The sequence below is a fragment of the Sphingobacterium sp. LZ11T8 genome, from assembly GCF_024261425.1.
In the GTDB taxonomy this organism is placed as follows: domain Bacteria; phylum Bacteroidota; class Bacteroidia; order Sphingobacteriales; family Sphingobacteriaceae; genus Sphingobacterium.
In genome coordinates this window covers 111,499-137,469 of sequence record NZ_JANBZY010000010.1, presented here as the reverse complement: position 1 = coordinate 137,469, position 25,971 = coordinate 111,499, and the positions used below count along the sequence as shown (strand labels likewise).

General features: G+C 39.6%; 23 protein-coding genes and 1 pseudogene. 9 read left to right on the top strand and 15 right to left on the bottom strand.

Going from position 1 to position 25,971, the window contains the following annotated elements:
• Positions 1-15: 15 nt before the first annotated feature.
• The 4 genes from NLF99_RS18570 to NLF99_RS18555 all read right to left on the bottom strand — a co-directional run bounded on the left by NLF99_RS18570 (position 16) and on the right by NLF99_RS18555 (position 4,928).
• On the bottom strand, positions 16-990 hold the full coding sequence (locus NLF99_RS18570) for an NAD(P)H-quinone oxidoreductase (RefSeq protein ID WP_254530047.1): 975 nt from the start codon (positions 988-990) through the stop codon (positions 16-18).
• Positions 991-3,690, bottom strand: coding sequence for a TonB-dependent receptor (locus tag NLF99_RS18565; protein ID WP_254530045.1), 2,700 nt, complete (start codon positions 3,688-3,690; stop codon positions 991-993).
• Positions 3,691-3,869: 179 nt separating this feature from the next.
• Complete coding sequence (locus NLF99_RS18560) at positions 3,870-4,397, bottom strand: ferritin (protein WP_185211946.1); 528 nt, start codon at positions 4,395-4,397, stop codon at positions 3,870-3,872.
• 168 nt (positions 4,398-4,565) lie between these two features.
• Entirely contained in the window at positions 4,566-4,928 is a 363-nt protein-coding gene (locus tag NLF99_RS18555) for a DUF6686 family protein (RefSeq protein ID WP_185211945.1), read from the bottom strand.
• Positions 4,929-5,580: 652 nt separating this feature from the next.
• On the opposite strand from NLF99_RS18555, the gene NLF99_RS18550 reads away from it, so the two are divergent.
• Positions 5,581-5,790: a hypothetical protein gene (locus NLF99_RS18550; protein ID WP_254530043.1), complete on the top strand. Its 210-nt coding sequence runs from the start codon at positions 5,581-5,583 to the stop codon at positions 5,788-5,790.
• Positions 5,791-6,215: 425 nt separating this feature from the next.
• Here NLF99_RS18550 and NLF99_RS18545 read toward each other — a convergent pair whose 3' ends face one another.
• From NLF99_RS18545 to fbaA, 4 genes are all read right to left on the bottom strand, one after another.
• Entirely contained in the window at positions 6,216-6,359 is a 144-nt protein-coding gene (locus tag NLF99_RS18545; protein ID WP_254530041.1) for a hypothetical protein, read from the bottom strand.
• A 235-nt stretch (positions 6,360-6,594) separates the two neighbouring features.
• On the bottom strand, positions 6,595-6,936 hold the full coding sequence (gene raiA / locus NLF99_RS18540) for a ribosome-associated translation inhibitor RaiA (protein WP_185211943.1): 342 nt from the start codon (positions 6,934-6,936) through the stop codon (positions 6,595-6,597).
• A gap of 13 nt (positions 6,937-6,949) precedes the next feature.
• A complete protein-coding gene (locus NLF99_RS18535; RefSeq protein ID WP_185211942.1) occupies positions 6,950-7,831 on the bottom strand; it encodes a tyrosine-type recombinase/integrase in 882 nt (293 codons plus the stop codon).
• 422 nt (positions 7,832-8,253) lie between these two features.
• Entirely contained in the window at positions 8,254-9,333 is a 1,080-nt protein-coding gene (gene fbaA / locus NLF99_RS18530) for a class II fructose-bisphosphate aldolase (protein ID WP_185211940.1), read from the bottom strand.
• A gap of 180 nt (positions 9,334-9,513) precedes the next feature.
• Here fbaA and NLF99_RS18525 point away from each other — a divergent pair, with 180 nt between their 5' ends.
• The 4 genes from NLF99_RS18525 to NLF99_RS18510 all read left to right on the top strand — a co-directional run bounded on the left by NLF99_RS18525 (position 9,514) and on the right by NLF99_RS18510 (position 13,292).
• Positions 9,514-9,858: an ArsC family reductase gene (locus NLF99_RS18525; protein WP_254530039.1), complete on the top strand. Its 345-nt coding sequence runs from the start codon at positions 9,514-9,516 to the stop codon at positions 9,856-9,858.
• A 6-nt stretch (positions 9,859-9,864) separates the two neighbouring features.
• A complete protein-coding gene (locus NLF99_RS18520; RefSeq protein WP_185217891.1) occupies positions 9,865-11,826 on the top strand; it encodes a M1 family metallopeptidase in 1,962 nt (653 codons plus the stop codon).
• A gap of 3 nt (positions 11,827-11,829) precedes the next feature.
• Positions 11,830-12,534 carry a carboxypeptidase-like regulatory domain-containing protein gene (locus tag NLF99_RS18515; RefSeq protein WP_254530037.1) on the top strand — a complete coding sequence of 235 codons (705 nt, stop codon included), beginning with the start codon at positions 11,830-11,832 and terminating at the stop codon, positions 12,532-12,534.
• 107 nt (positions 12,535-12,641) lie between these two features.
• Positions 12,642-13,292 carry an NAD(P)-dependent oxidoreductase gene (locus tag NLF99_RS18510; RefSeq protein WP_254530035.1) on the top strand — a complete coding sequence of 217 codons (651 nt, stop codon included), beginning with the start codon at positions 12,642-12,644 and terminating at the stop codon, positions 13,290-13,292.
• A gap of 10 nt (positions 13,293-13,302) precedes the next feature.
• Here NLF99_RS18510 and NLF99_RS18505 read toward each other — a convergent pair whose 3' ends face one another.
• A complete protein-coding gene (locus tag NLF99_RS18505) occupies positions 13,303-13,848 on the bottom strand; it encodes a DUF1543 domain-containing protein (RefSeq protein WP_254530033.1) in 546 nt (181 codons plus the stop codon).
• Between the two features lie 51 nt (positions 13,849-13,899).
• Here NLF99_RS18505 and NLF99_RS18500 point away from each other — a divergent pair, with 51 nt between their 5' ends.
• From NLF99_RS18500 to NLF99_RS18490, 3 genes are all read left to right on the top strand, one after another.
• Positions 13,900-14,793 carry a serine hydrolase gene (locus NLF99_RS18500; RefSeq protein WP_254530031.1) on the top strand — a complete coding sequence of 298 codons (894 nt, stop codon included), beginning with the start codon at positions 13,900-13,902 and terminating at the stop codon, positions 14,791-14,793.
• 110 nt (positions 14,794-14,903) lie between these two features.
• On the top strand, positions 14,904-15,338 hold the full coding sequence (locus NLF99_RS18495) for an Rrf2 family transcriptional regulator (protein WP_185211933.1): 435 nt from the start codon (positions 14,904-14,906) through the stop codon (positions 15,336-15,338).
• A gap of 47 nt (positions 15,339-15,385) precedes the next feature.
• Positions 15,386-15,784, top strand: a complete 399-nt coding sequence (locus tag NLF99_RS18490; RefSeq protein ID WP_185211932.1) for a group III truncated hemoglobin — start codon at positions 15,386-15,388, stop codon at positions 15,782-15,784.
• Positions 15,785-15,923: 139 nt separating this feature from the next.
• Here NLF99_RS18490 and NLF99_RS18485 read toward each other — a convergent pair whose 3' ends face one another.
• Positions 15,924-16,439, bottom strand: a complete 516-nt coding sequence (locus NLF99_RS18485) for a thioredoxin family protein (protein WP_254530029.1) — start codon at positions 16,437-16,439, stop codon at positions 15,924-15,926.
• Between the two features lie 83 nt (positions 16,440-16,522).
• On the opposite strand from NLF99_RS18485, the gene NLF99_RS18480 reads away from it, so the two are divergent.
• Positions 16,523-16,981 carry a hypothetical protein gene (locus tag NLF99_RS18480; protein WP_185217885.1) on the top strand — a complete coding sequence of 153 codons (459 nt, stop codon included), beginning with the start codon at positions 16,523-16,525 and terminating at the stop codon, positions 16,979-16,981.
• Here the strand turns inward: NLF99_RS18480 and NLF99_RS18475 are convergent.
• From NLF99_RS18475 to NLF99_RS18455, 5 genes and pseudogenes are all read right to left on the bottom strand, one after another.
• Positions 16,978-17,718, bottom strand: a complete 741-nt coding sequence (locus tag NLF99_RS18475) for a sulfite exporter TauE/SafE family protein (RefSeq protein ID WP_185211929.1) — start codon at positions 17,716-17,718, stop codon at positions 16,978-16,980. The two genes, NLF99_RS18480 and NLF99_RS18475, sit on opposite strands and share 4 nt — an antisense overlap.
• A gap of 276 nt (positions 17,719-17,994) precedes the next feature.
• A complete protein-coding gene (locus NLF99_RS18470) occupies positions 17,995-19,461 on the bottom strand; it encodes an efflux transporter outer membrane subunit (protein ID WP_254530027.1) in 1,467 nt (488 codons plus the stop codon).
• A 7-nt stretch (positions 19,462-19,468) separates the two neighbouring features.
• Positions 19,469-22,627 (bottom strand): annotated as a pseudogene (locus NLF99_RS18465) (efflux RND transporter permease subunit).
• An 83-nt stretch (positions 22,628-22,710) separates the two neighbouring features.
• Positions 22,711-23,877 (bottom strand): efflux RND transporter periplasmic adaptor subunit, encoded by a 1,167-nt coding sequence (locus NLF99_RS18460; protein ID WP_254530025.1) that lies wholly within the window; start codon positions 23,875-23,877, stop codon positions 22,711-22,713.
• Positions 23,878-24,225: 348 nt separating this feature from the next.
• Positions 24,226-25,968 (bottom strand): chloride channel protein, encoded by a 1,743-nt coding sequence (locus NLF99_RS18455; protein WP_254530023.1) that lies wholly within the window; start codon positions 25,966-25,968, stop codon positions 24,226-24,228.
• Positions 25,969-25,971 lie beyond the last annotated feature (3 nt).

Sequence of the window (25,971 nt, the reverse complement as noted above, 5' to 3'; positions counted from 1 at the left end):
AATCGCTAAAAGTATTTAGCTATCCATTCTAAGCACTATTTTCCCATACTGTTCTGGACTCTCAAAATAGCGATGTGCCTCAATTACCTCCTCAAAGGGAAAGATTTTAGTTAGCAGTGGTCTGATCACCCCTTTTTCTAAAAGAGGTAAAATATTTGTTTCAATTTCTTTTGTCAACTCTCCTTTGAACGAAAGGTCTCGCCCTCTCAATGTCGAACCCGTCACCGTGATCCGTTTTTGCATCAGCTTCAGAAGATTCAATTCCACTTTTCCGCCTTCCATGGCATTGATCTGTACCAACCTTCCATCTTCATGCAGCAATGCGATGTGCTTGTTGAAATATACCCCACCTATACTGTCCAATATTACATCCAGACCTTCCGGCTTGAGGACATCAACAAAATCTTCAGTCTTATAATTAATGGCTTTATCAGCACCAAGGTCCAAAGCTACCTTTCTTTTTTCTTCTGACCCTACGGTACAATAGACTATGGCACCAAATTGCTTACAAATCTGAATTGCCGTGGTCCCAATGCCTCCTGTTCCTCCATGGATCAGTACCCGCTCACCCCTCTTTAATCGCCCCCTTTGAAAGACATTATGCCAAACAGTATAAACCGTCTCCGGAATACAAGCTGCCTCCTCAAAACTCAAGTTTTTGGGCTTTGGCAAACATGCTCTTTCTGATACGCAAGCTTGGGTCGCATAACCTACACCTGGCAACAGAGCCATCACTTCATCCCCAACCTTAAATCTGTGCACCTCTGGTCCAATGGAGCTAACGATACCGGAAACTTCCAAACCTGGAATTTCCTGGATGACATGCGCTGGAGCTGGATAATGCCCCTTTCTTTGAAAGACATCTGGACGGTTAATTCCAGCAGCCTTGACCTCAATCACTAGCTCATCCCCAGTCGGTGTTAAATCTTCCCTTTCTTCAATTTGAAAAACCTCAGGCCCTCCAAATGTTGTCATTACTGCTGCTCTCATTTATTTATTCGGATAAGTTTGCAAACGTAGGTTAAAGGTCAACATAAAGTATCGCCCCAACCTATTGTTCCTAGATTCAAATACATCGTTACCAACATATGAAGTCATTACCCCCACATTCTTGTTCTGGTCCATGATATCATTACATTGTAACCTAATTAATGCTGCTTTGTTTTTCAAAAAGCTATATTCTAGGTAGGTATTGATAATAGTTGGATTTACATCACTCAATTCGCTCACATAACCATTATAAAACTTTTGCGACATCTCAGCACCTAAAACAAAATTCTCCGAAAGATAACCTCTACCTGCCAAACTCAACAAAAAGGAATGGGCAGCAATCTTATTTTTATAGGGAAGCTCGTAAACAGCACGGTTCAGGAAATAATTGGTATTGAAAACCGATTCAAAATATTCATTCGGCAAGTACCTAAACTGCACATTTTGGTTAAATAACACCTGTTGCGTCGTACTCTTCCTATCGTTGATATAGGACAGGTTATTATAATAATCTACATTTCCTGAAAGTCCTAAGTTCAGCTCATCCGAAAAAATAGGCGAATTAAACTCATAATACCACTTGATATCGTAATAGCCATCGGTATTCTCGAAAGTAGTTTCCTGAATGGTTTCATTGGATAATGATTTCTTTGCTGTTACGATCTTATTCGCAATAAAGGTATAGGCAAAATCGGTCTGGAAATACTTTCCACGGGTCGGCACGAACTTCCTTAATGTGGTAGAAAACTGATTGGAAAATTCAGCTTTCAATGAAGGGTTACCGATAATAATGTTCCTTGAATTCGAGTTGTCCCTTACTGGCGAGATATGTAAAAAAGTCGGTTGTACGTTTCTTCCCAAATAGGCCAATTTGATTTCCAGGTCATTGCTGAATTTATAACGGATGGTGGTAGAGGGTACCAGGTTCACGTTATTATATTTATAGATCGTGGTATCACCTCGCACCCTTCCGGATAGATTGACAGGTTGTACCGAAAAACCCATATTGACCCTAAATTTCTTGTTAGGTTCATATTGATAGTTCAATCCTGTTTTAAAGCTCCTAAACTGATAGGCATAGTCCATGGCCAAGGAATCAACAAATTCCCCACCTAGGTAATACGGATCCCGCACGGTACGAACAGCTTCAATATTATTGATGTCCATTTCATGGAATATCTCCAATAAACTATGTTCATAGAAAGGCTCCACATATGATAACGAACTCTTTACTCCTGCAACATCATTTCTTGCATCCACCAGTTGCCGCTGTCGATAACTCGTCATCGTAGGAATGGTTCCAGTAGAATCAAAACTTTCATAGTATTCCGATACCACATCATCCTTGGTCAATGATTGATAATTTAATTTCAGATCACCAACGAGCTTTCTTCCCGGCTTGTGAAAGTATTTGGAATAGAGAACTGAAATATCAGCCGAAGGCTTACTATTGATGGTCGTATCCTGTCTCTCACCTATATCATGCAATCTTCGGTTGGTCAAATCCGTCGTTCTATGGTTATAGAAATACTCCCGATTATAGGCAACTTTTGGATTGATCTTTAATACATCGTTATTTTTGAACTTGGCATTCATCTCCAAATTCAAGGTATGCAAGTTATCATAGGAACGGCTTTGGTACTTCTCGAAACGGTGGATCTTATAGCCTGCATATGAAGAGGTCAACAAAGAATTTCCTTCCGTTAGGTTAAACTTACTTTGATAGGAATATCCTCCATTCAAGGTAATATTATCGCCTAGGTTATCGGTAAAAGAAATCCCTAGCGACCCTAATTTGTTCAAACCATCATTAGGGTCTGAAAAGTCTCCCACCTCAGAAAGGTCCGTATTTCTACCTCCAGCTCCATCTGGCGAACCAAAAAGGAATAGACTGGTATTCGTATTGTTCAAGGAACCAATAATGGACATTTCCTGACCATCATTGAATTTATTGATACCTAAACTACCGATAAATCGGTCCCGTGTACCCGCACCAATCGTTCCCTGCCCAAAGGTAATCCGCTTCTTATCTTCCTCTAGGATAATATTGATGATCTTTTCCGGATCTGATGTCTTAATACCTTTTGCCATAGAGAGATCGCCATAGTCATTGATGACTTCAACCTGTTTTACAAACTCCGAAGGGAGGTTTCGCGTAGCAGTCAGCAGGTCACCACCAAAGAATTTCTTGCCATCCACTCGTACTCCCCGAATCAATTGACCATTATAATATGTTGTACCATCACGCAGGACCTGAAAACCTGGCAATTGCTTGATGGCCTCTTCAAGAAGTGAATGTTCAGGAAAAGAAAATGCGGACATATTGAATTGGATCGTATCCCCGCGATCCACGACAGGGATGACTTTTACTACCCTAACCTCGGGAATTAATGTGGACTGTGGGTATAGTACAACTCGCGGTACGAAAATCTTATTGATGAATACGGTAGTAGGAATACTCTTGTTTACGATCTGGTATCCCAACATACTATAGGAAATATTGAGGTTTTTCCCTTTGACATTCCTGAATTGGTAGAAGCCATTTGCATCCGTGGTCGTGCTCATGGTATCGATATTGCTAATCAACCTTACCGATGCATCTTTCATCCCCAGCCCCGTACTGTCAACTACCACACCTTCTACATTTTTCAAGGCTTCTTGAGCATGGAGCTCATGAAATCCTAAAAATGTTAGAAGCAAAATAAGTATACCTAAACAGTAATTTCTCACAAAGCTATAGACTAAATTGGCAATCTAAAAATTCACTAAATAACTATAAACTGAAATTTACTATTAAAACGTATAAACTGAAAATAATTGTATAAAAAAAAGGGGCTAAAATGTGATGTTAGCCCCTTTTTTTTACTTTTTAAAGAATTTTATTCTCCATCGAAAGTTACTTTCACTAAATGACGGTCAATTTCCCAACGTCCAGTACCTTCTTCGCCGATTACGTCGAATAGTTCTAGGATGCGTCTGGCAATGTATTCTTCCTCTACTTGCTCTTCTAGGAACCATTGAATGAAGTTGAATGTTACAAAATCTTTTGCTTTGAAACATTTGTCAGCGATCTTGTTAAATTGTTCCGTTACAAACATCTCTTGCTCCAATGTTTGCTCGAATACACCTCTGAAAGATTCAAAATCAACTGGTACATTCGTGATTTCAGGTGAAATAGAACGTCCACCGCGGTCGCTGATGTATTTGAAGATCTTTAGCATGTGAGTACGCTCTTCATCTGATTGTTTAGCAAAGAAATCTGCTGCATTGTCCAAGCCTTGATCATCACACCATGCTGACATTGCCAAATACAATGCTGATGAGTGTGCTTCTACTTTAACTTGTTCATTCAATATGTTTTCAATCTCTTCTGAGATAGATGTTTTTAATTTCAATAAATCTTTCATAATATATTTTCCTTTTTATGTAATAACAAGAAACCTTATGTCGATTTCCTTAACACAAAGATAAAGCTAAACGAAAGAAATTGTAGGAAAAATATGTAATACAAATTCAGTCTAAATTAGCCATAATATTAGCTAAGCTATTTAGAATCAGTATAATTATAAAGAATATTAAATGGCAATCAAGGCTTTGGCCTGTAGGCAGGCTTTGATTTCGCTATTCAGCTCGATCATAAATTTCGCACCAGAAAGTACAGCCTTTAATTTAATGATGTCTTGCACAGATAAAACAAAGATACTATCGGTCCTGAAGGGCATAATGATCTCAAAATCAAATGCTCTAGCCGAATTGCTCAGCATCATTTCCAGATCAATGGCATCTACCCTCTTCTTAAAAGCAAAAAAGTCCCTAACCCTAAAAGCAGTTGTAGACCCTTGAAAATCTAACCAATAACAGTTCCTACGGCTACATTGGTATACAGCCCCATCCTCAGTTTGGAAAATCTCTTCAAAATTTGCTAATGGACAAATCATGTGCTCTCTTTTAATTTGGAACAAATCTAAATATTGTTAAGAATTATTCCAAATTAAAATAGACATATTGTTTAGTTTAGACTAACAGATATAAGACATAAGGCAACAGAATTTTCAAAGTTGGCTAACTATCTTGTTCTTATATCCAGAATATGAGCTCTGCCAAAGGGCATCCTGGCTCAAAACCAGATCTTGGTCCATCCTCCTATCCCATTCCCTGAGCTACGCGAAGGGCATCTTGGTTCAAGACCCCGATCTTGGCCCATCCTCCCTTCCCGCACCCTGAGCTATGCGAAGGGCATCCTGGTTCAACATAGCGTACAGTTCCTGCACCTTCGGTGCAGAATGACAGCCTCCTTAAAAAAAAAGTCTACAGATTCTTCACTGATCGTTCAGAATAGCAGTGTGCTAACAAATCTTCCTGCGGAACCTTAAATCTTGGTCCATCCTCCCATCCCATTCCCTAAGCTACGCGAAGGGCATCCTGGTTCAACATAGCGTACAGTTCCTGAACCTTCGGTGCAGAATGACAGCGTCCTTTAAAAAAAGAGTCTACAGATTCTTCACTGATCGTTCAGAATAGCAGTGTGCTAACAAAACTTCCTGCGGAACCTTAAATCTTTACCCATCCTCCCATCCCATTCCCTAAGCTATGCGAAGGGCATCCTGGTTCAAAACCAGATCTTGGTCCATCCTCCTATCCCATTCCCTGAGCTATGCGAAGGGCATCCTGGTTCAACATAGCGTACAGTTCCTGCACCTTCGGTGCAGAATGACAGCCTCCTTAAAAAAAAAGTCTACAGATTCTTCACTGATCGTTCAGAATAGCAGTGTGCTAGCAAAACTTCCTGCGGAACCTTAAATCTTGGTCCATCCTCCCATCCCATTCCCTAAGCTACGCGAAGGGCATCCTGGTTCAAGACCCCGATCTTGGTCCATCCTCCCATCCCTACCCTGAGCTATGCGAAGGGCATCCTGGTTCAACATAGCGTACAGTTCCTGCACCTTCGGTGCAGAATGACAGCCTCGTTAAAAAAAAGAGTCTACAGATTCTTCACTGATCGTTCAGAATAGCAGTGTGCTAACAAAACTTCCTGCGGAACCTTAGATCTTTACCCATCCACCCATCCCATTCCCTAAGCTACGCGAAGGGCATCCTGGTTCAAGACCCCGATCTTGGTCCATCCTCCCATCCCTTTCCCTGAGCTATGCGAAGGGCATCCTGGTTCAACATAGCGTACAGTTCCTGCACCTTCGGTGCAGAATGACAGCCTCCTTAAAAAAAGTCTACAGATTCTTCACTGATCGTTCAGAATAGCAGTGTGCTAACAAAACTTCCTGCGGAACCTTAAATCTTGGTCCATCCTCCCATCCCATTCCCTGAGCTACGCGAAGGGCATCCTGGTTCAACATAGCGTACAGTTCCTGCACCTTCGGTGCAGAATGACAGCGTCCTTAAAAAAAAAGTCTACAGATTCTTCACTGATCGTTCAGAATAGCAGTGTGCTAACAAAACTTCCTGCGGAACCTTAAATCTTTACCCATCCACCCATCTATCCCAGATATACCCCCAGAACGGTCTGATGTCTGATGTCTATTGTCTAATGTCTAAAAACACGAAAAGGCTCCCTCATCAGGAGCCTTTTCGTGTTTTTAAATATTGTAGTTAAAATTCTTCTTCTTGATTTAATACTTCTTTGTGATTACTCAGATTAGTTCTTGTTTTGGTTTTGTGTTTGTTGATTTGTCGTCTAATAGATTCAATTGCAATATCCGTTGCTTCCTCGAAACTTTTAGCTTGTGCTTTGGCAAACAATTGATTGCCGGGAACATTAAATTTAAGTTCTACTATTTTGTTGGCTTCATCTTCTACGTTTTCCAGTCGCAAATAACATACACCTTCGATGATGTTATCCAAGAACTGATTTAGTTTTTCCGCTTTCTTCTTAATGAACTCGATTAGCTTACTGTCAGCATTAAATTTAATAGATTGCACTGTAATGTTCATTTTTCCTCCTTTTTTAAGCTTTTGGATGAGCTTGTTTATAAATTGATTTTAAACGTTCTGCCGAATTATGGGTATACACTTGTGTTGCCGATAACCCAGCATGACCTAATAATTCCTTGATTGCATTTAAATCTGCGCCGTTGTCCAACAGGGCGGTTGCAAAGCTGTGCCGCAATACGTGCGGACTCCTTTTCTTTTGGGAAGTGATCGTACTTAAGTATTTCTTGACAATTCGATATATCAGTTTAGGATAAGCTTCCTTCCCTTCTTTGCTAACGATCAATTCTGTTGATTTGTTTTGAAAATCTTTTGCTTTTTTCAAATCCAAATACTTCCTCAATTCGTTGGCCAATGTTTGGTGTATGGGAACAAAACGCTCCTTGCTCCTTTTTCCGAATATAAGTATTTTTTTATTATAAAAATCAATATCCTGCTCCTTTATTTTTAACAATTCCGCCAAACGAATACCGGTTCCGAACAAGAGTTCCAAAACGATGAAATCACGGATTTGCTCAAAATCCTCAGACGATGAATTCATATGGTCCAATAACTTGATCATCTTTTCTTTCTCGACGACTACGGGCAGTTTCTTGGCTGTTTTCAAGGATTTGATCAAGGCAATCGGATTCTGCTTGACCAGACCTTCGCGCATTAAAAATTTATAGAATGATTTCAATGAAGATATCGCCCGATTCACCGAAGTGGCCTCCTTGCCCTGCTCCTTTAAATTGGAAAAATAATACCTCAAAAATCGATAGTCAATTTCCTCAAAGGGCATGGACTCGACTTCCAAAAATTGGAACAGCCCATCTATCTCACGCTCATAAGCAATGATCGTATGTTCAGAATACCGCTTCTCAAATTTTAAATAATTTATAAATCGATCCTTATACATTCTTATTTGCTTCTTATTGTAATATTAAGGATTATATAGCATAAAACATGTGATAAAGGACAATTTTACATTTGACTTACTTCACAATTTCTTAACCCCTCTTATAAGGTATTCCTATTAATATATACGAGTTTAAACTTAGCTTAGTATGCTGATACCGGAATTGTTTTCAACAGATTCAGATTTTCCATGATAAGGAGAATAAAATGGCCAAAAGACCTTTTTACCCTCCAACATTCCGAGAGAAATCTACTTACTTCGCATCGGGTATTATTCGAGGCATATTCGAGAAATCCTTTACCCAATTCGGCGTTCTCGAATATGCCTCGAATGAGGTCAGGATTAAAGCCGATAACAGGACAAAAAAAGAGAGCTTTCCGCAATGGAAAGCTCCCTTATTATACTTGTAATTCGATTAAGAATTAAATTTTATCTGTAGCATTTACAGCGTTCAATTCAGCAAAAGCTTGTTCCAAACGCTCAACGAAAGCTTCTTCACCTTTACGCAACCAAACACGAGGGTCGTAATATTTCTTGTTTGGAGAATCAGCACCTTCTGGGTTACCGATCTGCGCCTGTAGGTAATCGTGGTTTTTAGCTTCGTATTTTCTTACACCGTCCCAGAAAGCCCATTGCATATCTGTATCGATGTTCATTTTGATAGCACCATAGGAAATTGCTTCTTCGATTTCTTCAGGAGAAGAACCAGAACCACCATGGAATACAAAATTAACTGGTTTTTCAGCCGTTAAGTTGAATTTCTCACGGATGTATTCTTGAGAGTTATGTAAGATAACAGGTTGTAACTTCACGTTTCCTGGCTTATAAACACCATGTACATTACCAAATGCAGCAGCTACCGTGAATTTATCAGAAACTTTAGAAAGCTCTTCAAAAGCATAAGCAACCTCTTCTGGTTGAGTATATAGTTTTGAGCTATCAACGTCAGAGTTATCCACTCCGTCCTCTTCACCACCAGTAACGCCTAATTCAATTTCGATAGTCATACCAAGTGGTTTCATGCGCTCTAGATATTTTTTAGAGATTTCGATGTTCTCTTCCAAAGGCTCCTCAGAAAGGTCCAACATATGAGATGAAAACAATGGCTTGCCATGTTGAGCAAAGAATTTCTCACCAGCGTCCAACAATCCATCAATCCAAGGCAATAATTTTTTGGCAGCATGGTCAGTGTGCAAAATAACGGCAACACCATAGTGCTCTGCTAATAAATGTACGTGTTGAGCAGCTGAAACAGCTCCTAGAATACATGCTTGTAAATTATCATTATTCAGGGATTTCCCAGCGTAGAACTGTGCTCCACCGTTTGACAATTGAATGATCACAGGTGAATTAACTTTCTTAGCCGTTTCCATAACAGCATTGATAGAATCTGTACCGATAATGTTTACTGCAGGTAATGCAAATTTATGCTCTTTTGCTTTTTCAAAAAGCTCTTGAACTTGATCTCCAGTTAAAACTCCTTTGAAATCTTTTAGGCTCATAGTATATTTTCTAAATTTTATTAATACCAATAAAGATAAAGTTTTTTTGTGAGTTCAAAGAATATAGTGTAAAAAATACACTATGAACTTTTTAGGTATCCTCCATACCCTCCTTCCGTAGCTATTAAAGATTTTATTAATATCTTTAGCTGAATATAACTTTCTAATATTATAATAGCTATGCTTCAGGTCTACGGAATTAAAAATTGTAATACAGTAAAAAAGGCAATAGATTGGTTAAATGAGAACCATAAAGAGTATGTTTTTCACGACTATAAGAAAGAACCGGCAACCTTAAACAAACTTGAAGAATGGGAAAAAGAAGTTTCTTGGGAACAATTAGTGAATAAAAAAGGAACAACCTGGAGAAAGCTGAGCCCTGAAGAACAGGCTGCCGTTAAGGATGCAAAGAGTGCAAATGCAGTCCTTCTTGGTAACAATAGTATGATAAAAAGACCCTTGATCGAAAGTCCAAAGGGTATTTTATTAGGTTTTGATGAAGACGAATACAAATCTAAATTATAAACACGCATGAATAAATCTATTATTAAGATATCCTTAGGCCTCCTATTGGCCCAAGCTGGTATTTTACAAAGCAGTTTTGCACAAAAAGTCGAGAGTAAATACGATTACAAAGAGGCTTTTAAACCTGGTTTTTATACACAGAATGGAAATGTTTATCGTTCTGCTTCGGGGAAACCAGGCCAACTTTATTGGCAGAATGCGGCAAGTTATGATATCAAAGTAAGCTTGGACGATAAGACCCATGAGGTAAAAGGAACTGTAAAAATCCATTATACAAATAATAGCCCCGACCAATTGGATTTCATCTGGTTGCAATTGGAACAAAACCTGTTCAATCAAAAATCCATCGGTCAAGCCGTGGTCCCATTGACAAACAGTCGCTATGGTGACGCAGGATCCGATTTCAATGGTGGATATACGATTTCCAATGTTTCAGGCGGTGGTAAGGCTGATGTAAAGTACAGCATCGACGATACCCGCATGCGAATCGACCTTCCTACTCCATTGGCAGCTAACGGCGGAAAAACAGAAATCAGCATGGATTTCTCCTATATCGTCCCTCAGTATGGCGCTGACCGTACCGGTATCCTTCCTACGGAAAACGGAGATATTTATGCTATTGCACAATGGTACCCTAAAGTATCTGTTTATGATGACGTAACTGGCTGGAATACTTTACCATACTCTGGTCCAGGTGAGTTTTACCTTGAATATGGAGATTTCAATGTGGAGGTAACTGCTCCTGCAAACCACATCGTTGTACTTGGTGGTGAATTATTGAACCCACAAGAGGTATGGACCAAAGAACAGCTGGAAAGATACAACAAAGCAAAATCAAGTGATAAAACCGTCATTATCCGTTCTCAAGATGAAGTGACGAATAAAAATTCTAGGCCAAACAAAAGCACATTGACCTGGAAATATAGATTGGAAAATGCAAGAGATGTAGCTTGGGCTTCCTCTAAGGCATTTATCATCGATGGAGCACAGATTAACCTGCAAGATGGCAAAAAAGCACTGGCGCTATCTGCTTATCCAAAAGAGAGCAATGGTGGAAATGCATGGGAAAGATCTACAGAATATACCAAAGCTTCCATAGAATATTATTCAAAGAAATGGCATAATTACCCATATCCAGTTGCCGTGAATGTAGCATCCAATGTTGGGGGTATGGAATATCCTGCAATTGTGTTCTGTGGTAGTAAAGCTAAAGCAGGAAGCCTTTGGGGAGTAACTGACCATGAATTTGGCCATATTTGGTTCCCAATGATCGTAGGTTCGAATGAACGCCTATATGCCTGGATGGATGAAGGTTTCAACACTTTTATCAATGACCTTTCCACAGAGGCCTTCAACAACGGCGAATATTTCCGCAGGATGGGCGATAGAAATGCCATGGCGAAAGCGTTAATGCATCCAAACCTAGAGCCAATTTTCACCAGTCCACAGGGCATGAAAGAAAGAAACATTGGCTTATTGGCTTATTATAAACCGGGATTTGCGCTTAGGATCTTGAGAGATGAGGTTTTAGGTCCTGAAAGATTTGACGCTGCCTTCAGAAAATACATCGACTATTGGGCTTACAAACACCCGACACCAAATGATTTCTTCCGTACCATTGAAAATGAAACCGGAGAAAATTTAAATTGGTTCTGGAGAGGTTGGTTCTTGAACAATTGGTCTTTAGATCAAGCGATTAGCGATGTAAGCTACGTAGATTTAGATCCAGCTAAAGGTTCCGTGATCACGATCGAAAACCTTCAAAAAATGGCGATGCCCGTTGTGGTTGAAGCAACAACAGCAAGTGGTAAAAAAGTGAGAAAGAAATTACCAGTTGAAGTTTGGGAAAGAAATACCTCTTGGAAGTTTGTTTTAGATACTACCGAGAAGCTTACTAGCGTTAAAATAGATCCAGACAATGTTTATCCGGATATCAATCCAGAGAACAATAACTGGACATCAAAATAATATATGAAGATTCACAAAAATTTATTGCTATTGGTTATGTTACTTTTGGGCAACATAACCATTTCATTTGCACAAGAGATCAAAGGAATAGTATATGATCTGGAAACCAGCAAGAAATTGCCTGATGTACTGATCAAGAACCTGCGAACAAACGATCAAGTAAAGACCGACCTACAGGGGAATTTCACAATCCCTGGAAAGATGAGTGATTATTTAAGTCTAACCGCCCAAGGTTATGACCGAGATACTGCATTTATCTATCAGGAAGGAATTACCCGTATCTATTTAGTAAACGACAAAAGCACCATTACGATTGATGAAGTTGTTGTTTCTAAGATTACGGACAGCCGATTGACCAGAGAAATCGAAAGGGCCAAGAACAACAGTAAAGCTGTTGAAACCAGCACAACCCGTGGAGGTTTGAGGATATCCCCTTCCCGATTATTTGGCAAGGAAGCCAAACAGGCAAGGGCATCGATAGATATCTTGGAAATAGAGCGAGAACAACGAAATGTAGACCGCGTGTTTACAAACGATGTCATCCTTTCACTGATTCCAATGGAGCGACAAGACCTTCTGTTGTTCAAAGATGGCTATAGGCCTTCCTATGAGTTTATCAAGCAAGCTTCACCAGAAGATCTAAAAGCTTATATCTTGGATTCCTATGCTAAATTCAAAAAAAATAAGGTTGAGCCAATAAAGCAATAAGTTTTTTGGAATAAACATTTTATACAATAATTTGTATTAATAACAGGTTAGTCAAACTTTGAGAGAGGTTTGCTAACCTGTTTTTTATTGAATAAAATAGGACATATATGAAAGTAGCATTGATCGGAGCAACAGGGTTTGTTGGCTCCCATATATTGGAAGAATTGGTACACAGAAACATGGAAGTGACAGCGATCGCTCGGGATGTAGAAAACCTCAAAAATAAACCTCATGTCCTAGCGGTACAAATGGACGTGATGCATGACACTAGCCTTGGCAGTGCATTAAATGGCAATGATGTAGTAATCTCGGCGTTTAATGCAGGCTGGACCAATCCTGAGATCTATGATGATTACCTAGAAGGATCCAGACATATTCTAAAAGAATTAAAGGAGACCGGAATAAAACGTTTCATTGTCATTGGAGGTGCAGGAAGTCTCTTGGATGAAAATGACAATAGGCTTGTGGATGACCCTAATTTTCCAAAGGAGATTAAATCTGGCGCCCTGGCAGCAGCGGATTTTTATGAGGTTATCCAACGGGAAGAAGAATTGGATTGGACCTTTATCAGTCCAGCCATTGAGATGAATCCAAGTAAAAAGGGAAAAAGGACTGGAAAATATAGGACTGGAACAGACCATCCTGTTTTTGATCATGATGGTCATTCCAATATCTCCGTGGAAGATTTGGCCGTAGCTGTGGTAGATGAAGTTGAAAACAATAAATTCATCAAAAAGAGATTTACAGCCGGCTATTGAGAGTGTACCTCTAGCCCACTAGCTTACTGATCTTTAAATAACCTACTTCAAGTATATCTTCAGATGTATCGGTCGTCCCCTGTATGCTGATATGATATTGGGCTTTGAATTTGGGGTTTAACAAGTCAGACACTTCATAGATATCATCTACATCGATCCCATATTTATCATCGATGTGGGATGATTCATGATGTTTCCAAAAAACGGTATCCTTGGCAACCCTGGTCGCTTCAGCTAAATCATCTGCCACCACCAATTGCTTATAATGATATTCCTCCATGTCATTGGGTTTGTATCCTCCTAAATTGACAAAAAATAACTTCTTGAAATTACCGTCCGTTTGCGGTCCCTTCTCTACGATTTGGATTTTATAACCAGTAACCTTGCTTACCTTTCTCCAGGAATCGATATGCATCCTCCCTTCTAGAGCTGGCCAAAACTCATTCATTTCCGGCACTAAGTCCTTCAATTCATCAGCAATTCCAAAGAAAACATCATGCTGTTCGGTAAACCTTCCTTCTGGCTTTCCGCCAATTACCACCATAAATAATTCCATAGTATTTTATTATTCCTTAAATTCGAGGTTCAACTAATTTAATTCTAATCCATGAAAAAACTATTCAGTCTGTGCATTATTTTTTTATCAATTATCTGTCAAGCCCATGCTCAGAAGATCGACAAAAAGCTGACCGAGAAAATCAATCAAGCTATTGCGGGTTTTGAGGGGGACTTGGGGATTTATGTTAAACACCTGAAGCAAAACAAGATAGTTAACATCAATGCTGACAGCACCTTCCCTACAGCAAGTGTAGTAAAGGTTCCGATACTGGTAGGTGTTTTTCAAAAAATTCAAGACGGGGATTTAAGCTTAGACCAGAAGTTTATATACCGAGATTCCCGGGCTTATGGAGGTTCTGGACTCATGCAATTTTTCAAGGACAGTACCGAAACTGACCTAACCACCTTGATTGGATTAATGTTAAGCTATAGCGATAATGTAACTTCCATTTGGTGTCAGGAATTGGCAGGTGGAGGTCAAAGCATCAATCCTATTTTGGACCAGTTAGGCCTTAAAAACACAAAGGTCAATTCGAGGACTCCCGGACGTGAAGAAATTTGGAAGAAGTATGGTTGGGGACAAACTACGCCAAGGGAAATGGCAACATTATATGAAATGATCCGAAAGGGTAAAGTGATCTCTCCTGCACATTCAGATAAGATGTATCGGTTCTTAAAGAACCAATTCTATAATGAAAGGGCACTATCACAGTTTCCTGCTGAAGTCAGCTGGATAGGAAAGACAGGATCTTTGGATGAAGTGCGTTCTGAGGTCGTCTTGGTGAATGCGCCACATGGTGATTTTGTTTTCTCCTTTTTCAGCAATAACAACAAAGATAGAAGTTGGACAAAAAACAATGAGGCCGAGGTCCTGACGAGAAAAATTGCAAATATCATCTGGAACCATTATGAAAAGGACTTCACTCCTTTTCCAGCTAATTAGAAGGTATTACAATCTGTAGATTATCAAATAATTGTAATAACGGAGGTTATTTAAGACAAAATACTCTTTAATAAAAAATACTGCTTATCTTTGAACTTTAGGTATTGATTATGTTTTCAAAAGCTTGTGAACACGGAATTAAGGCAATCATCTATATTGCCACGCAATCATTAGAAGGAAACCGCGTAAAGATTACGGCGGTAGCTGAGCATACTGGTACGCCAGAAGCCTTTACGGCAAAGGTTTTAGGGCTATTGACCAAGCATCAGATCTTACATTCGATTAAAGGACCATTCGGAGGATTTGAGATGGACCATAATCAGATACATAATATCAGTCTATCGCAAATTGTGAAAGCGGTAGACGGAGATCAGATCTTCATGGGCTGTGGATTAGGTTTGAAAGAATGTAATGCTTTAAAACCTTGTCCTATGCACAATAGTTTTGTGAAGATCAGGACCGATTTAAAGAATATGTTGGAAAAAACTACGGTCTATGAATTGGCTGTAGGCATTATTTCCGGTGAAAGTATCTTAATGAGGTAATGCAGTTTTGGAGGCCAATAGGCCTAAGAAGTTAAAGGAATTTAAGCATGGAAAGCATTAAACATGATATTCGGAATATAGAGGATATCAAAGTCTTGGTCAATACATTTTACGACCAAATAAGGGAGAATGAGTTGTTGGGACCGATCTTTAATGGAATCATTCAAGATCGATGGCCGGAACACCTAGAAAAAATGTACCGTTTCTGGCAAACCGTTCTTTTGGAAGAGCACACCTATTATGGAAGTCCATTTCCACCTCATGCAAAGATGCCAGTAGAAAAGAAACATTTCGACCAATGGGTTGGCATGTTTTCTAAGACTGTGGACAGTTTATATGAAGGTGAGAAGGCAGAAAGGGCAAAATGGCAAGGTGCTAGAATGGCTGAAATGTTTCAATATAAAATTGAATACTATCAGCAGAACAATTTAAAGCCACTAATTTAAATCAAAACCATATAACAACTATTTAGATAGGAATTTCCATCTTGTAGCAATGCAAGACGAGAAGTTGTTACGCCTAAAAAAGGCAAAAAAAAAGAGCTATAATTTAAAATTATAGCTCTTTTTACTTTAGTCTAATATTTTATTTCTTCGGAAGCCATTCACTGAAGAATGCCATTACTTTGTTTTCATCATAGCCTTTTCCTGACTCTAGACTACCACTTTCTCGTGTGAAAAGGACTTTGCCATTGCTGTCCATAACGATAAAAAATGGAAAGCCATATTCCTCTCCTTTACCAGCTGCGTATTTATTAAATACCACTTCATTTTTATTTTCAGGAGAATAATTCAGGTGGTAATACACAAAGTTATCCTGGAGCAGATTGGCTATTTTGCTGTTTTGGTGAATAAAATTATTGAACCGCAGACACCAAATACACCAGTTACCGCCAGCTTGAATGATAATATTCTTGTTTTCTTTTTTAGCCAATGCAACTAAACTATCAATATCTTTTTGAGCATCCGCCTCAGGATGATAAGGTTTTGCTAAGGAATCCAATTCTGGATTTACTTTTTTGGTTTGGGCAAAACTCTGTGTTTGGAATGCTGTAAGTAGCATCACTAGGCTAAATCCTAATATTAAAGTCAATTTCTTCATGTAAATATATTTTCCAATGTAAAAACGACACGAATTTAATTATTCGTATGTAATTTTAGCATCATTTTACTTATTCATTATCTGTGTACCATTATCTTCTAATCCTTCACTCCTATTTCCGTTGGCTGGTTTTATTTGCGCTCCTATTTCAAATCGCCTGGATATTTATCAACCATAGAAATAACAAGATCTTTAGTTTGAAGGATTATCAGATCTTACTTAGATTGACCACGATCTATAATATACAATTTCTGATTGGCTGGATTTTATACTTGAACAGCCCCATCGTTACGGCCTTTTGGAATGATATTTCAGTAGGAGTAAAAACTCGTCAACTTAGATTCTTCGGTTTGGAGCATATGTCAATGATGACTTTGGCGGTATTCATGATCAATATCGTGAACAACCTAGTAAAGAAAAAGATTGGCAGCAATGGTTTTACTTATTTATGGAAAAGATACATATGGATCAGTCTAATCATTTTAAGTTCCATTCCTTGGTCATTTTCTCCTTTTACCAACCGTCCTAACTTTAGATTTTAAGATCCTGAGGCTTTGGTGAAATAGTTGATAAACTGAAATACCGAAGTTAAGATGACTACCCCTAAGACAATGTATTTGAAGACCCTTTCTGATGTATGTTTCAAGATTACTTTACCCAAATAACTTCCCAAAATACTCACAAGGATCAGAAAAGGAATCAGCTTGATATATTCTGAAGGAAAATAGCCTTGGGATACATATACGACAGCCCTACTGAAATCGACACCAAGATCTATCAAGGCAGAAGTGGCAATAAAGATGTCTTTGGGCAGATTGAAGGCCGCGAGAGTGATTCCCCTGATGGCTCCGCCAGTCCCAACAAGACCCGCAAAAAATCCGGATATCACCCCACCTAAATATAAGTTCTGATTGGTCTGTTTCAAGGGTTTATCAAATCGGAAAAGAAGGAATACGGCAAGGCTGGCAATTAACAGGTTCATTCCCAATTCCATTTCCTTGACAGGAACATATTTGGTCAACATAGCTCCGATTATCACAAATAATACAGCGGGAATGCCTAGTTTCAGTGCTATATCTTTATTGATACCTTTCCGGAATAAAGTGATCTTGGAAAGGTTACTGAATACATGGAAAACAGCAGTAATCCCCAATACGGCTTTAAAATCAAAGAACAAGGAAGCGGTCGGAACGAATAAAATGGACGAGCCAAACCCAGACACTGTGCCAATAATCTCTGTGATCAGTGCTAAAACCAAGAAAATAAAATACCTCTCCATCTGAAGAATATTCGGTTAACAGTTAATAATGTTTTTCATGCAATAAATTGCTGGTCGGTATTCAAATATACTATTTAGCAGGTAGAATTTAGGTTATTGAGCTGAATTGGAGTGTTGAAAATCGGTAAGGAATTAATTTTTCGGTTAAAAAGCAAATGGGTGGGAATCTCATCGAAACCCAACCCATTTTTTTGGTGTTCTTTGCTTTTAATCGGAAAGCTAAGAACGATGGAAATGTATCATAATGATACTGTGAAGCTTGTTTAATAGGTGGTTTTATCTCCAGCCACCGCCTAAGGACCTATAAAGGTCAACATAGGATTCCAGGTGTTCTTGACGCAATTCAACCAAAGCCAAATCTGAATCAAGTGCATTACCTTGTGCAGTGATCACCTCCAAGTAGGTAGCATAACCACCTTTGAACAACAATCCTGCATTTTTTACTGCTTTTTCAGAGTTCTCGACTCTTAATCTTGCAAATTCTAATTGTTCTCTTAATTTCTCTACGGTCACTACGGCATCTGAAACCTCAGAAACAGCTTCTAATACCGTTTTTTGGAAATCTATTTCAGCCTTGTCTCTTTCAATTTTTGCAACTTCCCACTCGGTCTTTAATTTTCTGTTCTTAAAGATTGGAGCAGTCAAACTACCTCCAATTCCACCTAATAGGGAACCTGGAATGGAAAACCAGTTCTTTGGCAAACTAGAGTTGACTCCAAATACCCCTTCAAGAGATAAGCTTGGATAACGCATGGCTTGTTGGATATTTGCATTGGCATTAGCGGCAATCAAACCTAACTCCGCGCCCCTCACATCAGGTCTATTCCGGATGATCTCAAGCGGAGAGCCTAAAGAAATATCTTTGTTTTCAGCAAATAAGTGCTCAAAACTGGTCCCTCTAGATACAGAATCTGGCATCTCACCAATCAAAATCCTCAATGCATTTTCCTGAAGGACGATTTCTTTCTCCAATTCAGGCACCAAGGAGGCAGCGATCAATCGCTGGGACTCGGTTTGTTGGATAGCTAATGCTGTAATTTCACCTGCATCATATTGCAATTTGATCATCTGAAGGGTGCTATCGTTCAGTTGCACATTTCGCTTAGCAACTTCGATTTTGGCGTCTAACATCAATAAGTTAAAATAGCCTTTGGCAACACTAGCGATCAAATTGGTCTGGATGGCATTCTTCGCCTCCTGTGTATTCAGGTATTCTGCAACCAATTGGTCTTTGGCATTGCTGATCTTGCCCCAGATATCAATCTCCCAACTGAAGCCTATTTCTGTACCAAATTGGGAAGTATAAGTAAACATGTTCTCAGGAGCTTTTTTACCATTGAACTCATACCATCTGGTTGATGGACCAGAACCAAAGTGCTTGGATCTGTACTGTTTATTGACCCCGGCAATGGTTGCATCCACTTCTGGGAGATAATTAAACCTGTTCTGGCGCATCCATTTGTTAGCAATCTCAATATTTTTCAATGCTGTTTGCATATCATAGTTATTGGTCAATGCAGAATCAATCAAATCTTTTAGGGTAGGATCATGGAAAAATTCTTTCCAAGAGATCTCGCTGATACTCGAAGTATCACCAAAATATGCCAGGGTATCGCCCCTAAATTTTTCAGGCATGTTTAAATCGGGTTGCTGGTATTTCTGCCCTACCTTACAGCCCTGCACCATAAAGAATGCAGCACAAAGACAACCGATTAAAACTCTAAATATTATTTTCTTATTCATTGATGATCTATTCTTCTTCTTCCGTTTTAATTTTATTACGAACCTTTTCGTCCAGGGATTTGAAAACAACAAATAGCACTGGGATAATGAAAATACCAAAGGTTACTCCGAACAACATACCGCCGGCGGCACTGAAACTGATGGAATGGTTACCGATAGCTGATGGACCAACAGTCCACATCAATGGGATCAAACCTGCTACGAATGCCAAACTGGTCATTAGGATAGGTCTTAACCTTAACCTTGCACCATTGATAGCGGCATCCACTATACTCATTCCCTTGTCTCTTTCCTGCACGGCAAACTCGACGATAAGGATGGCATTTTTCGCCAGCAAACCAATCAACATGATCAAACCGACTTGCACATAGATATTATTTTGAAGTCCTGCCAGACCAATCGTTGCATAAACTCCGATCAGACCTACTGGAATGGATAGCAATACCGCCCAAGGGAGGATATAGCTTTCATATTGCGCAGCCAATAAAAAGTACACAAACAGGATACTCAATGCAAAGATGAGGATGGTCTGTGAGCCGGACTGACTTTCTTCTAAACTCATACCGGTCCATTCATAACCGATATTTCCCGGCAACTTATCTTGAGAGAATTTCTCAATGGCCTCCATGGCATCACCTGTACTGTAGCCCTTAGCTGGCTCAGCATTGACAACGATCGCATTGTACAAGTTATAACGCGTAATGGTTTCAGGTCCAACGATCTTTTTCAATGTGACTATGGTATTGATAGGCACCATTTTTCCTTCAGTATTCCTTACGAAAATAGAACTAAAGGATTCCGGATCGGTACGGAAATCAAAATCTGACTGTACATACACACGGTACTGTCTACCAAATCGGCTAAAATCTGAGGCCTGTACCCTTGCGAAGTATAAACGGATGGTCGACATCAAACTATTGATACTAACACCCAATGATTTAGCCTTAACTACATCAATATTGACTTCATATTGCGGGAAGGTTGATTTAAAACTGGTATAGGCATTTCCTATCTCCGGTAATTCATTCAGTTGATTGATAAAGGTATCAGCCAAGACGTTGAAATCTCGGATATCACCTCCTAACCTATCCTGTAGAACCAGCTCGATACCGGCGAAGTCACCAAAACCTTGAACGGTTGGTCTTGGGAATACCGTAAATTTAGCTTCATGAAGTTGGGAAAGATCATTCCTGACCGTATCCATAAAGTCTTGGATATTCTTGATATACTTACGATCAGCATGCGGAACTAAAGTAATATAGCCAGCAGCAAATGCGGGACTGGAACTCGCATCCAGGGCATTATAACCTGATACGGAAGTCATTCCTTCGATATCTTTATGCCTCCTCAAGATACTATCAGCTTTCTTGAGAACTTCTGTCGTTCTGGCCAAGGAAGCACCAGCAGGCATGGCAATATTAAAGGTCACGAATCCATCATCCTCAGTCGGGATAAACGACTTTGGTGATTTCATCATCAAGAATGCTCCGATAGCCGTAATTACAGCTAAACCAGCCCATGCTACCTTTTGATTTTTGATCAACTTCTTAACGCCAATGATATATTTATCAGTGAACCTATCGAATGAGGTATTAAAGGCCGTAAAGAACCTGTCTTTATAAGTATTGAATTTATTTTTCTTCTTACCGATTTCCTTTTCATCTTGAGGTGCCTTAAGAAGCAATGCACATAATGCAGGGCTTAAGGTCAAAGCGTTCAAGGCGGAAATCAAAATGGCCGTAGCCAAGGTATAGGCAAACTGTCGATAGAATATACCGGCCGGTCCCTCCATAAACCCTACAGGTAAGAATACTGCCGCCATAACCATCGTAATGGAAAGGATGGCTCCAGTAATCTCCGACATGGTCGATAAAGTCGCCTGTCGCGGTTTTTGTCCCGTGGCATGCATCTTATGGTGGATGGCCTCGACGACGACAATGGCATCATCGACCACAATACCAATGGCGAGGACGAGTGCAAACATCGTCAGTACATTCAGCGAGAAGCCAAAGAGCTGCAAGAAAAAGAAGGTACCGATGAGGGATACAGGAATCGCAATGGCAGGTATCAAGGTAGATCTGAAATCTTGCAAGAAGATAAATACGATGATAAATACCAAGATAAACGCCTCGAAAAGGGTATGTTTTACCTGATCGATGGATTGGTCAATCTGGTCACGCACGGAATAGGTGATGTCATAGTCAATTCCTTTCGGGAAGTATTTCCTTTGTTCCTCTAATACCTTGCGCACCTCAACATCAATATCATGGGCATTGGAACCACTGGTCTGAGTTAAGTTAAGCGTCAAACCTGGTTTCCCGTCAACCTTGTTATCAGAGTTTAAGTTGGTAGCACCAAACTCGACCCGGGCAACATCTTTCAGGTATAGAACGGAACCATCATTATTGGTTTTGATGACAATATTCTGGAATTCTTCCGGTTGACTAAATCGTCCTTTGTGTTTAATAACGGTTTCAAAGGCCTCATCTGATGTTTCACCAAATTTACCAGGTGCAATCTCAAAGTTTTGATCCTTGATGGCATCCGATATATCTTTCGGCACCAGATTGTACAGGGCTAATTTCTCGGGATTTAACCAAACACGCATGGCGTAATCCCTTGCTCCTAACCTGGAAACCTGGGCCACCCCATCAACACGAAGCAATGGGCGCATTAAGTTAATCTGGGCAAATGCCTGTAGGAATGTTTCATCATAGACCGAATCTTTCTGGTTAGAGAAGATATTGATGGTCATGATAACCCCACTTTGCCGTGGCATCGTGGTGATACCAGCTTCGTTTACTTCCGCTGGAATGGAAGATATAGCTTTTGAGATCCTCGTTTGAACGTTTACTGAAGCCACATCAGGGTTGGTACCGGTTTTAAAATATACGGTTACCTAACCAGATCCTGAGTTGGAGGCAGTTGACCTGATATAAGTCATGTTTTCTACCCCGTTGATCGCTTCTTCAATTGGCAATAGAACGGAGCTGGCTACAGTTTCAGCAGTTGCACCGGGATAACTCAAGGAAACAACCACACTTGGCGGAGCGATTTCAGGGAAACGCGTTACTGGAAGTAACTTCATCCCAACCAATCCCAAAATAACCAAGATAATAGATACAACAGTAGCTAAAACGGGACGACTTACGAATGTTTTAAGCATATAGCAATATTAGGGTTTAGCTATCCTAAGCCCTTCCTGCATGCGCAATGGAAAGGTCAGAATAAGCAAAATTAATTTGACAATTATTTTTGTTGAGGTATAGGCATGATCACAGAGCCATCAGTCAGCTCTTCGAATCCACTTAAAATTACGCGGTCACCTTCTTGCAGGCCTTCAGATACGATATACTTATCCTTGGTAGAACCGTTCAATTTGATGTTACGACGTTGTGCCTGGTTGTTTTTGTCAACTACAAACACAAAGGTTTTGTCCTGCAATTCATTGGTCGCAATCTGCGGAATCTGCAATACATCTTTCTTGACTTCGGCAATTTTTAATGTTCCCGTACTCCCTGAACGCAAGATATTGTTAGGATTAGGGAAAGTCGCTCTCAATGAGATGGAACCTGTGGTTCTATCAACTTGTCCATTAACCGCATCTACAACACCTTTGGAGGAGTATTCTTCGCCATCGGCCATCATCAGGGTAACCTCTGGGAAAGTCAGGCGTTTCAATTTATCGTATTTACGACCTTCGACACTATCAGCTTTAGCCTGTGCCTTTGAGAAGTACAAGAAGTCTGATTCGTTCATTGCGAAATAGATATAAACCTCTTGGATATCCGATAGATTAGTCAAAGGTTCTTTGTCACCTTTGGTAATCAAGTTCCCGATACGCTTAGGAATACGACCTATATAACCACTCACTGGCGCGGTGATCGTTGTAAAATTTCTACTTAACTGTGCCGAGCGAACTTCTGCAGCAGCTTGATCCAGTCCTGCTTTTGCGACTTGATAGTCAGATTCCGCTGATGCTAACCTAACATCTGCAATGACATCGTTCTCTACCAATGGTTTCAAACGGTCAACTTCTAACTTCGCATTCTTTAATTTGGCTTGCGCCACTTTCTCTGCAGCATACATATTATTTAAATCCTCTTGATAGAAAGATGGATCTATTTTGAATAGCTTCTGCCCTTTTTGAACATAAGCACCTTCATCTACATAGATTTCCTGCAGCAAACCCTCTACTTGAGGACGTACTTCAACATTTACCTTACCTTCTATGGTACCTAGGTAATCTTTTACCGTTACAGCGTCTGATTTATCGACGGTATAAACTGGTAATGCCATGGGTTTTGCGGTATCTTCTTTTTCTTTGGATTTACTTTCAGAACAACTGGACATGATGCCTACTGTTCCTATTAATAATAATGTTGCTTTTAAAATTGATAACTTTGTTTTCTTCACAGTAATTTTCCGATTTTGTACTTTGTATTCGTAATATTTTTATTACACTTCCATCTTATTAACGTATCATTTAACAATTATTGTACCGTTTAACATTTGTTAACAGATTATACTTTAGTTAATATTTTGTTAATTCTAAGACATTTAAGCTATAAATCGTTGGTTTTCAAAGGCTAAAACCATGCATTTGAAAAAAATAAAAAAGGGATTTCTTTATTTTTTTCAATTAAACCAATTGGAAAATCAGCAGTCAAAGGCAATCCTTTGTATGATTTCAACGAAATTTAGAGGGAATATTATTGCTACAGATGGTAAACAAAGCAACATATTTTGGTCAAATCGATAGGATTACTCCAAATATTGGCCTTGTCTAATTAAAAGCCCGCGATATTTATTGAAAACAGAAGACTTTGATATAAAACCTAGGTATTGTTCATCCTTATTGACCACTGGAAGGATCCAAACATCCTCTTTATTCATCTTCGTCATCACATGCTCCATATTCTCCGTTTCAATAATGATATCATTAGGCTTTTGAGCTAAAGTGGCAAAAGTTTTATCTCTTCCCTCTTCTTCACCTAATAGAATGGAAAATAATCGCTCACTATATAGGATCCCTAGAAGTTTTCCTTTTTCGTCAACGATTGGGAATATATTCCGTTTGGAATGTAAAATATCCGATTGACGGTCCAATGGGGTCTGATCCGGTCTCAAAACAACAAAATTGGTTTCAAGCACATACCTCAGTTTCATCATACTGAGAACAGTACGGTCTTTATCTTTGTAAGAAAGAAGATCTCCGGATTCTGCCAATACTTTGGTATAGACAGAGTGCTTCATCACCCCTCGATTGATTAAGTAAGAAATCGAAGCAACCAACATCAAGGGTACCATCAAAGTATATCCGCCGGTGATTTCGGCAATAAGAAAAATTCCTGTCAACGGCGCATGCATAATTCCTGCAAGTGCGGCGGCCATACCAGCCATCACGAAATTAGGAACATTGAGTTGCACAAAGCCAGTTTGGTTCATGCCATAGGCGAAGGCAAAGCCTATCAATCCACCCATGACCAAACTAGGTCCAAAGATACCTCCGTTTCCTCCCCCATTGATTGTAAATAGTGATGCAAAGGATTTACCAAATAGAACCAAAACTGTATAACAAACAACTACCCAGGCCATGTCTCGATAATCTGAAAACAGGGAATTCTTGACAATCGAGTTAAAGTGCCCATCAAGGATCTGCTGTATGGTCAGATAGCCCTCTCCATATAAGGCGGGGAATACGAAGATCATGACTCCCAAGGAAATCCCACTGACCCATACCTTATTATATGGATTCTTGATTTTCGAAAACCAATTCTTTACTACTTGGCTGATCTTGGAGAAATAGATGGTATAGAGGCCGACCAAAACGGCTAATAGAATGTAAAAGAATATCGAGCTCACCTCCCAATCTGTTGCAGCAGTATGGAACAAAGGTTCGCTGTATAAGATCCTTGAGATAACCGCAGCTAAGGCAGAGGAAATCAACAATGGAATAAAGACGGGGATTGAGAACTCGGGCAATAGGATTTCAATGGCAAATACCATCCCAGCAACGGGACTATTAAATGCTCCGGATATCCCTGCTGCAGCTCCACATGCCAAAAGCATCGTAACTTCCTTATAGCTCAATCCGAAGAACCGTCCAATATTGGAACCAATGGCGGAACCGGAATAGGCAATCGGTGCCTCCAAACCTGAAGACCCTCCAAAGCCAACCGTAATGGCACTGGTAACAATTTGGGAATAAATATTATGTAGATCGATTCGACTGGACCGTCGGGAAATGGCGTAAATGATTGGTGTGATTCCGTGCTCAAGCTTTTTTCCCTTTATGAACTTGCGGACATATAGCACACTCAGGAAAATACCGATCAGCGGAAATATCAAATAAAGGGAATATTTGAAATGCCATTCAAGATCATCCTGTAGTTTGGCCGCGATAAAATGAGTTAATCCTTTCAAGAGAGCAGCTGCCAACCCACCTACAATACCCACCACAAAGGCTAGAACGATTAGAAAATTTCTGTTCGAAATCTTCTGCATTCT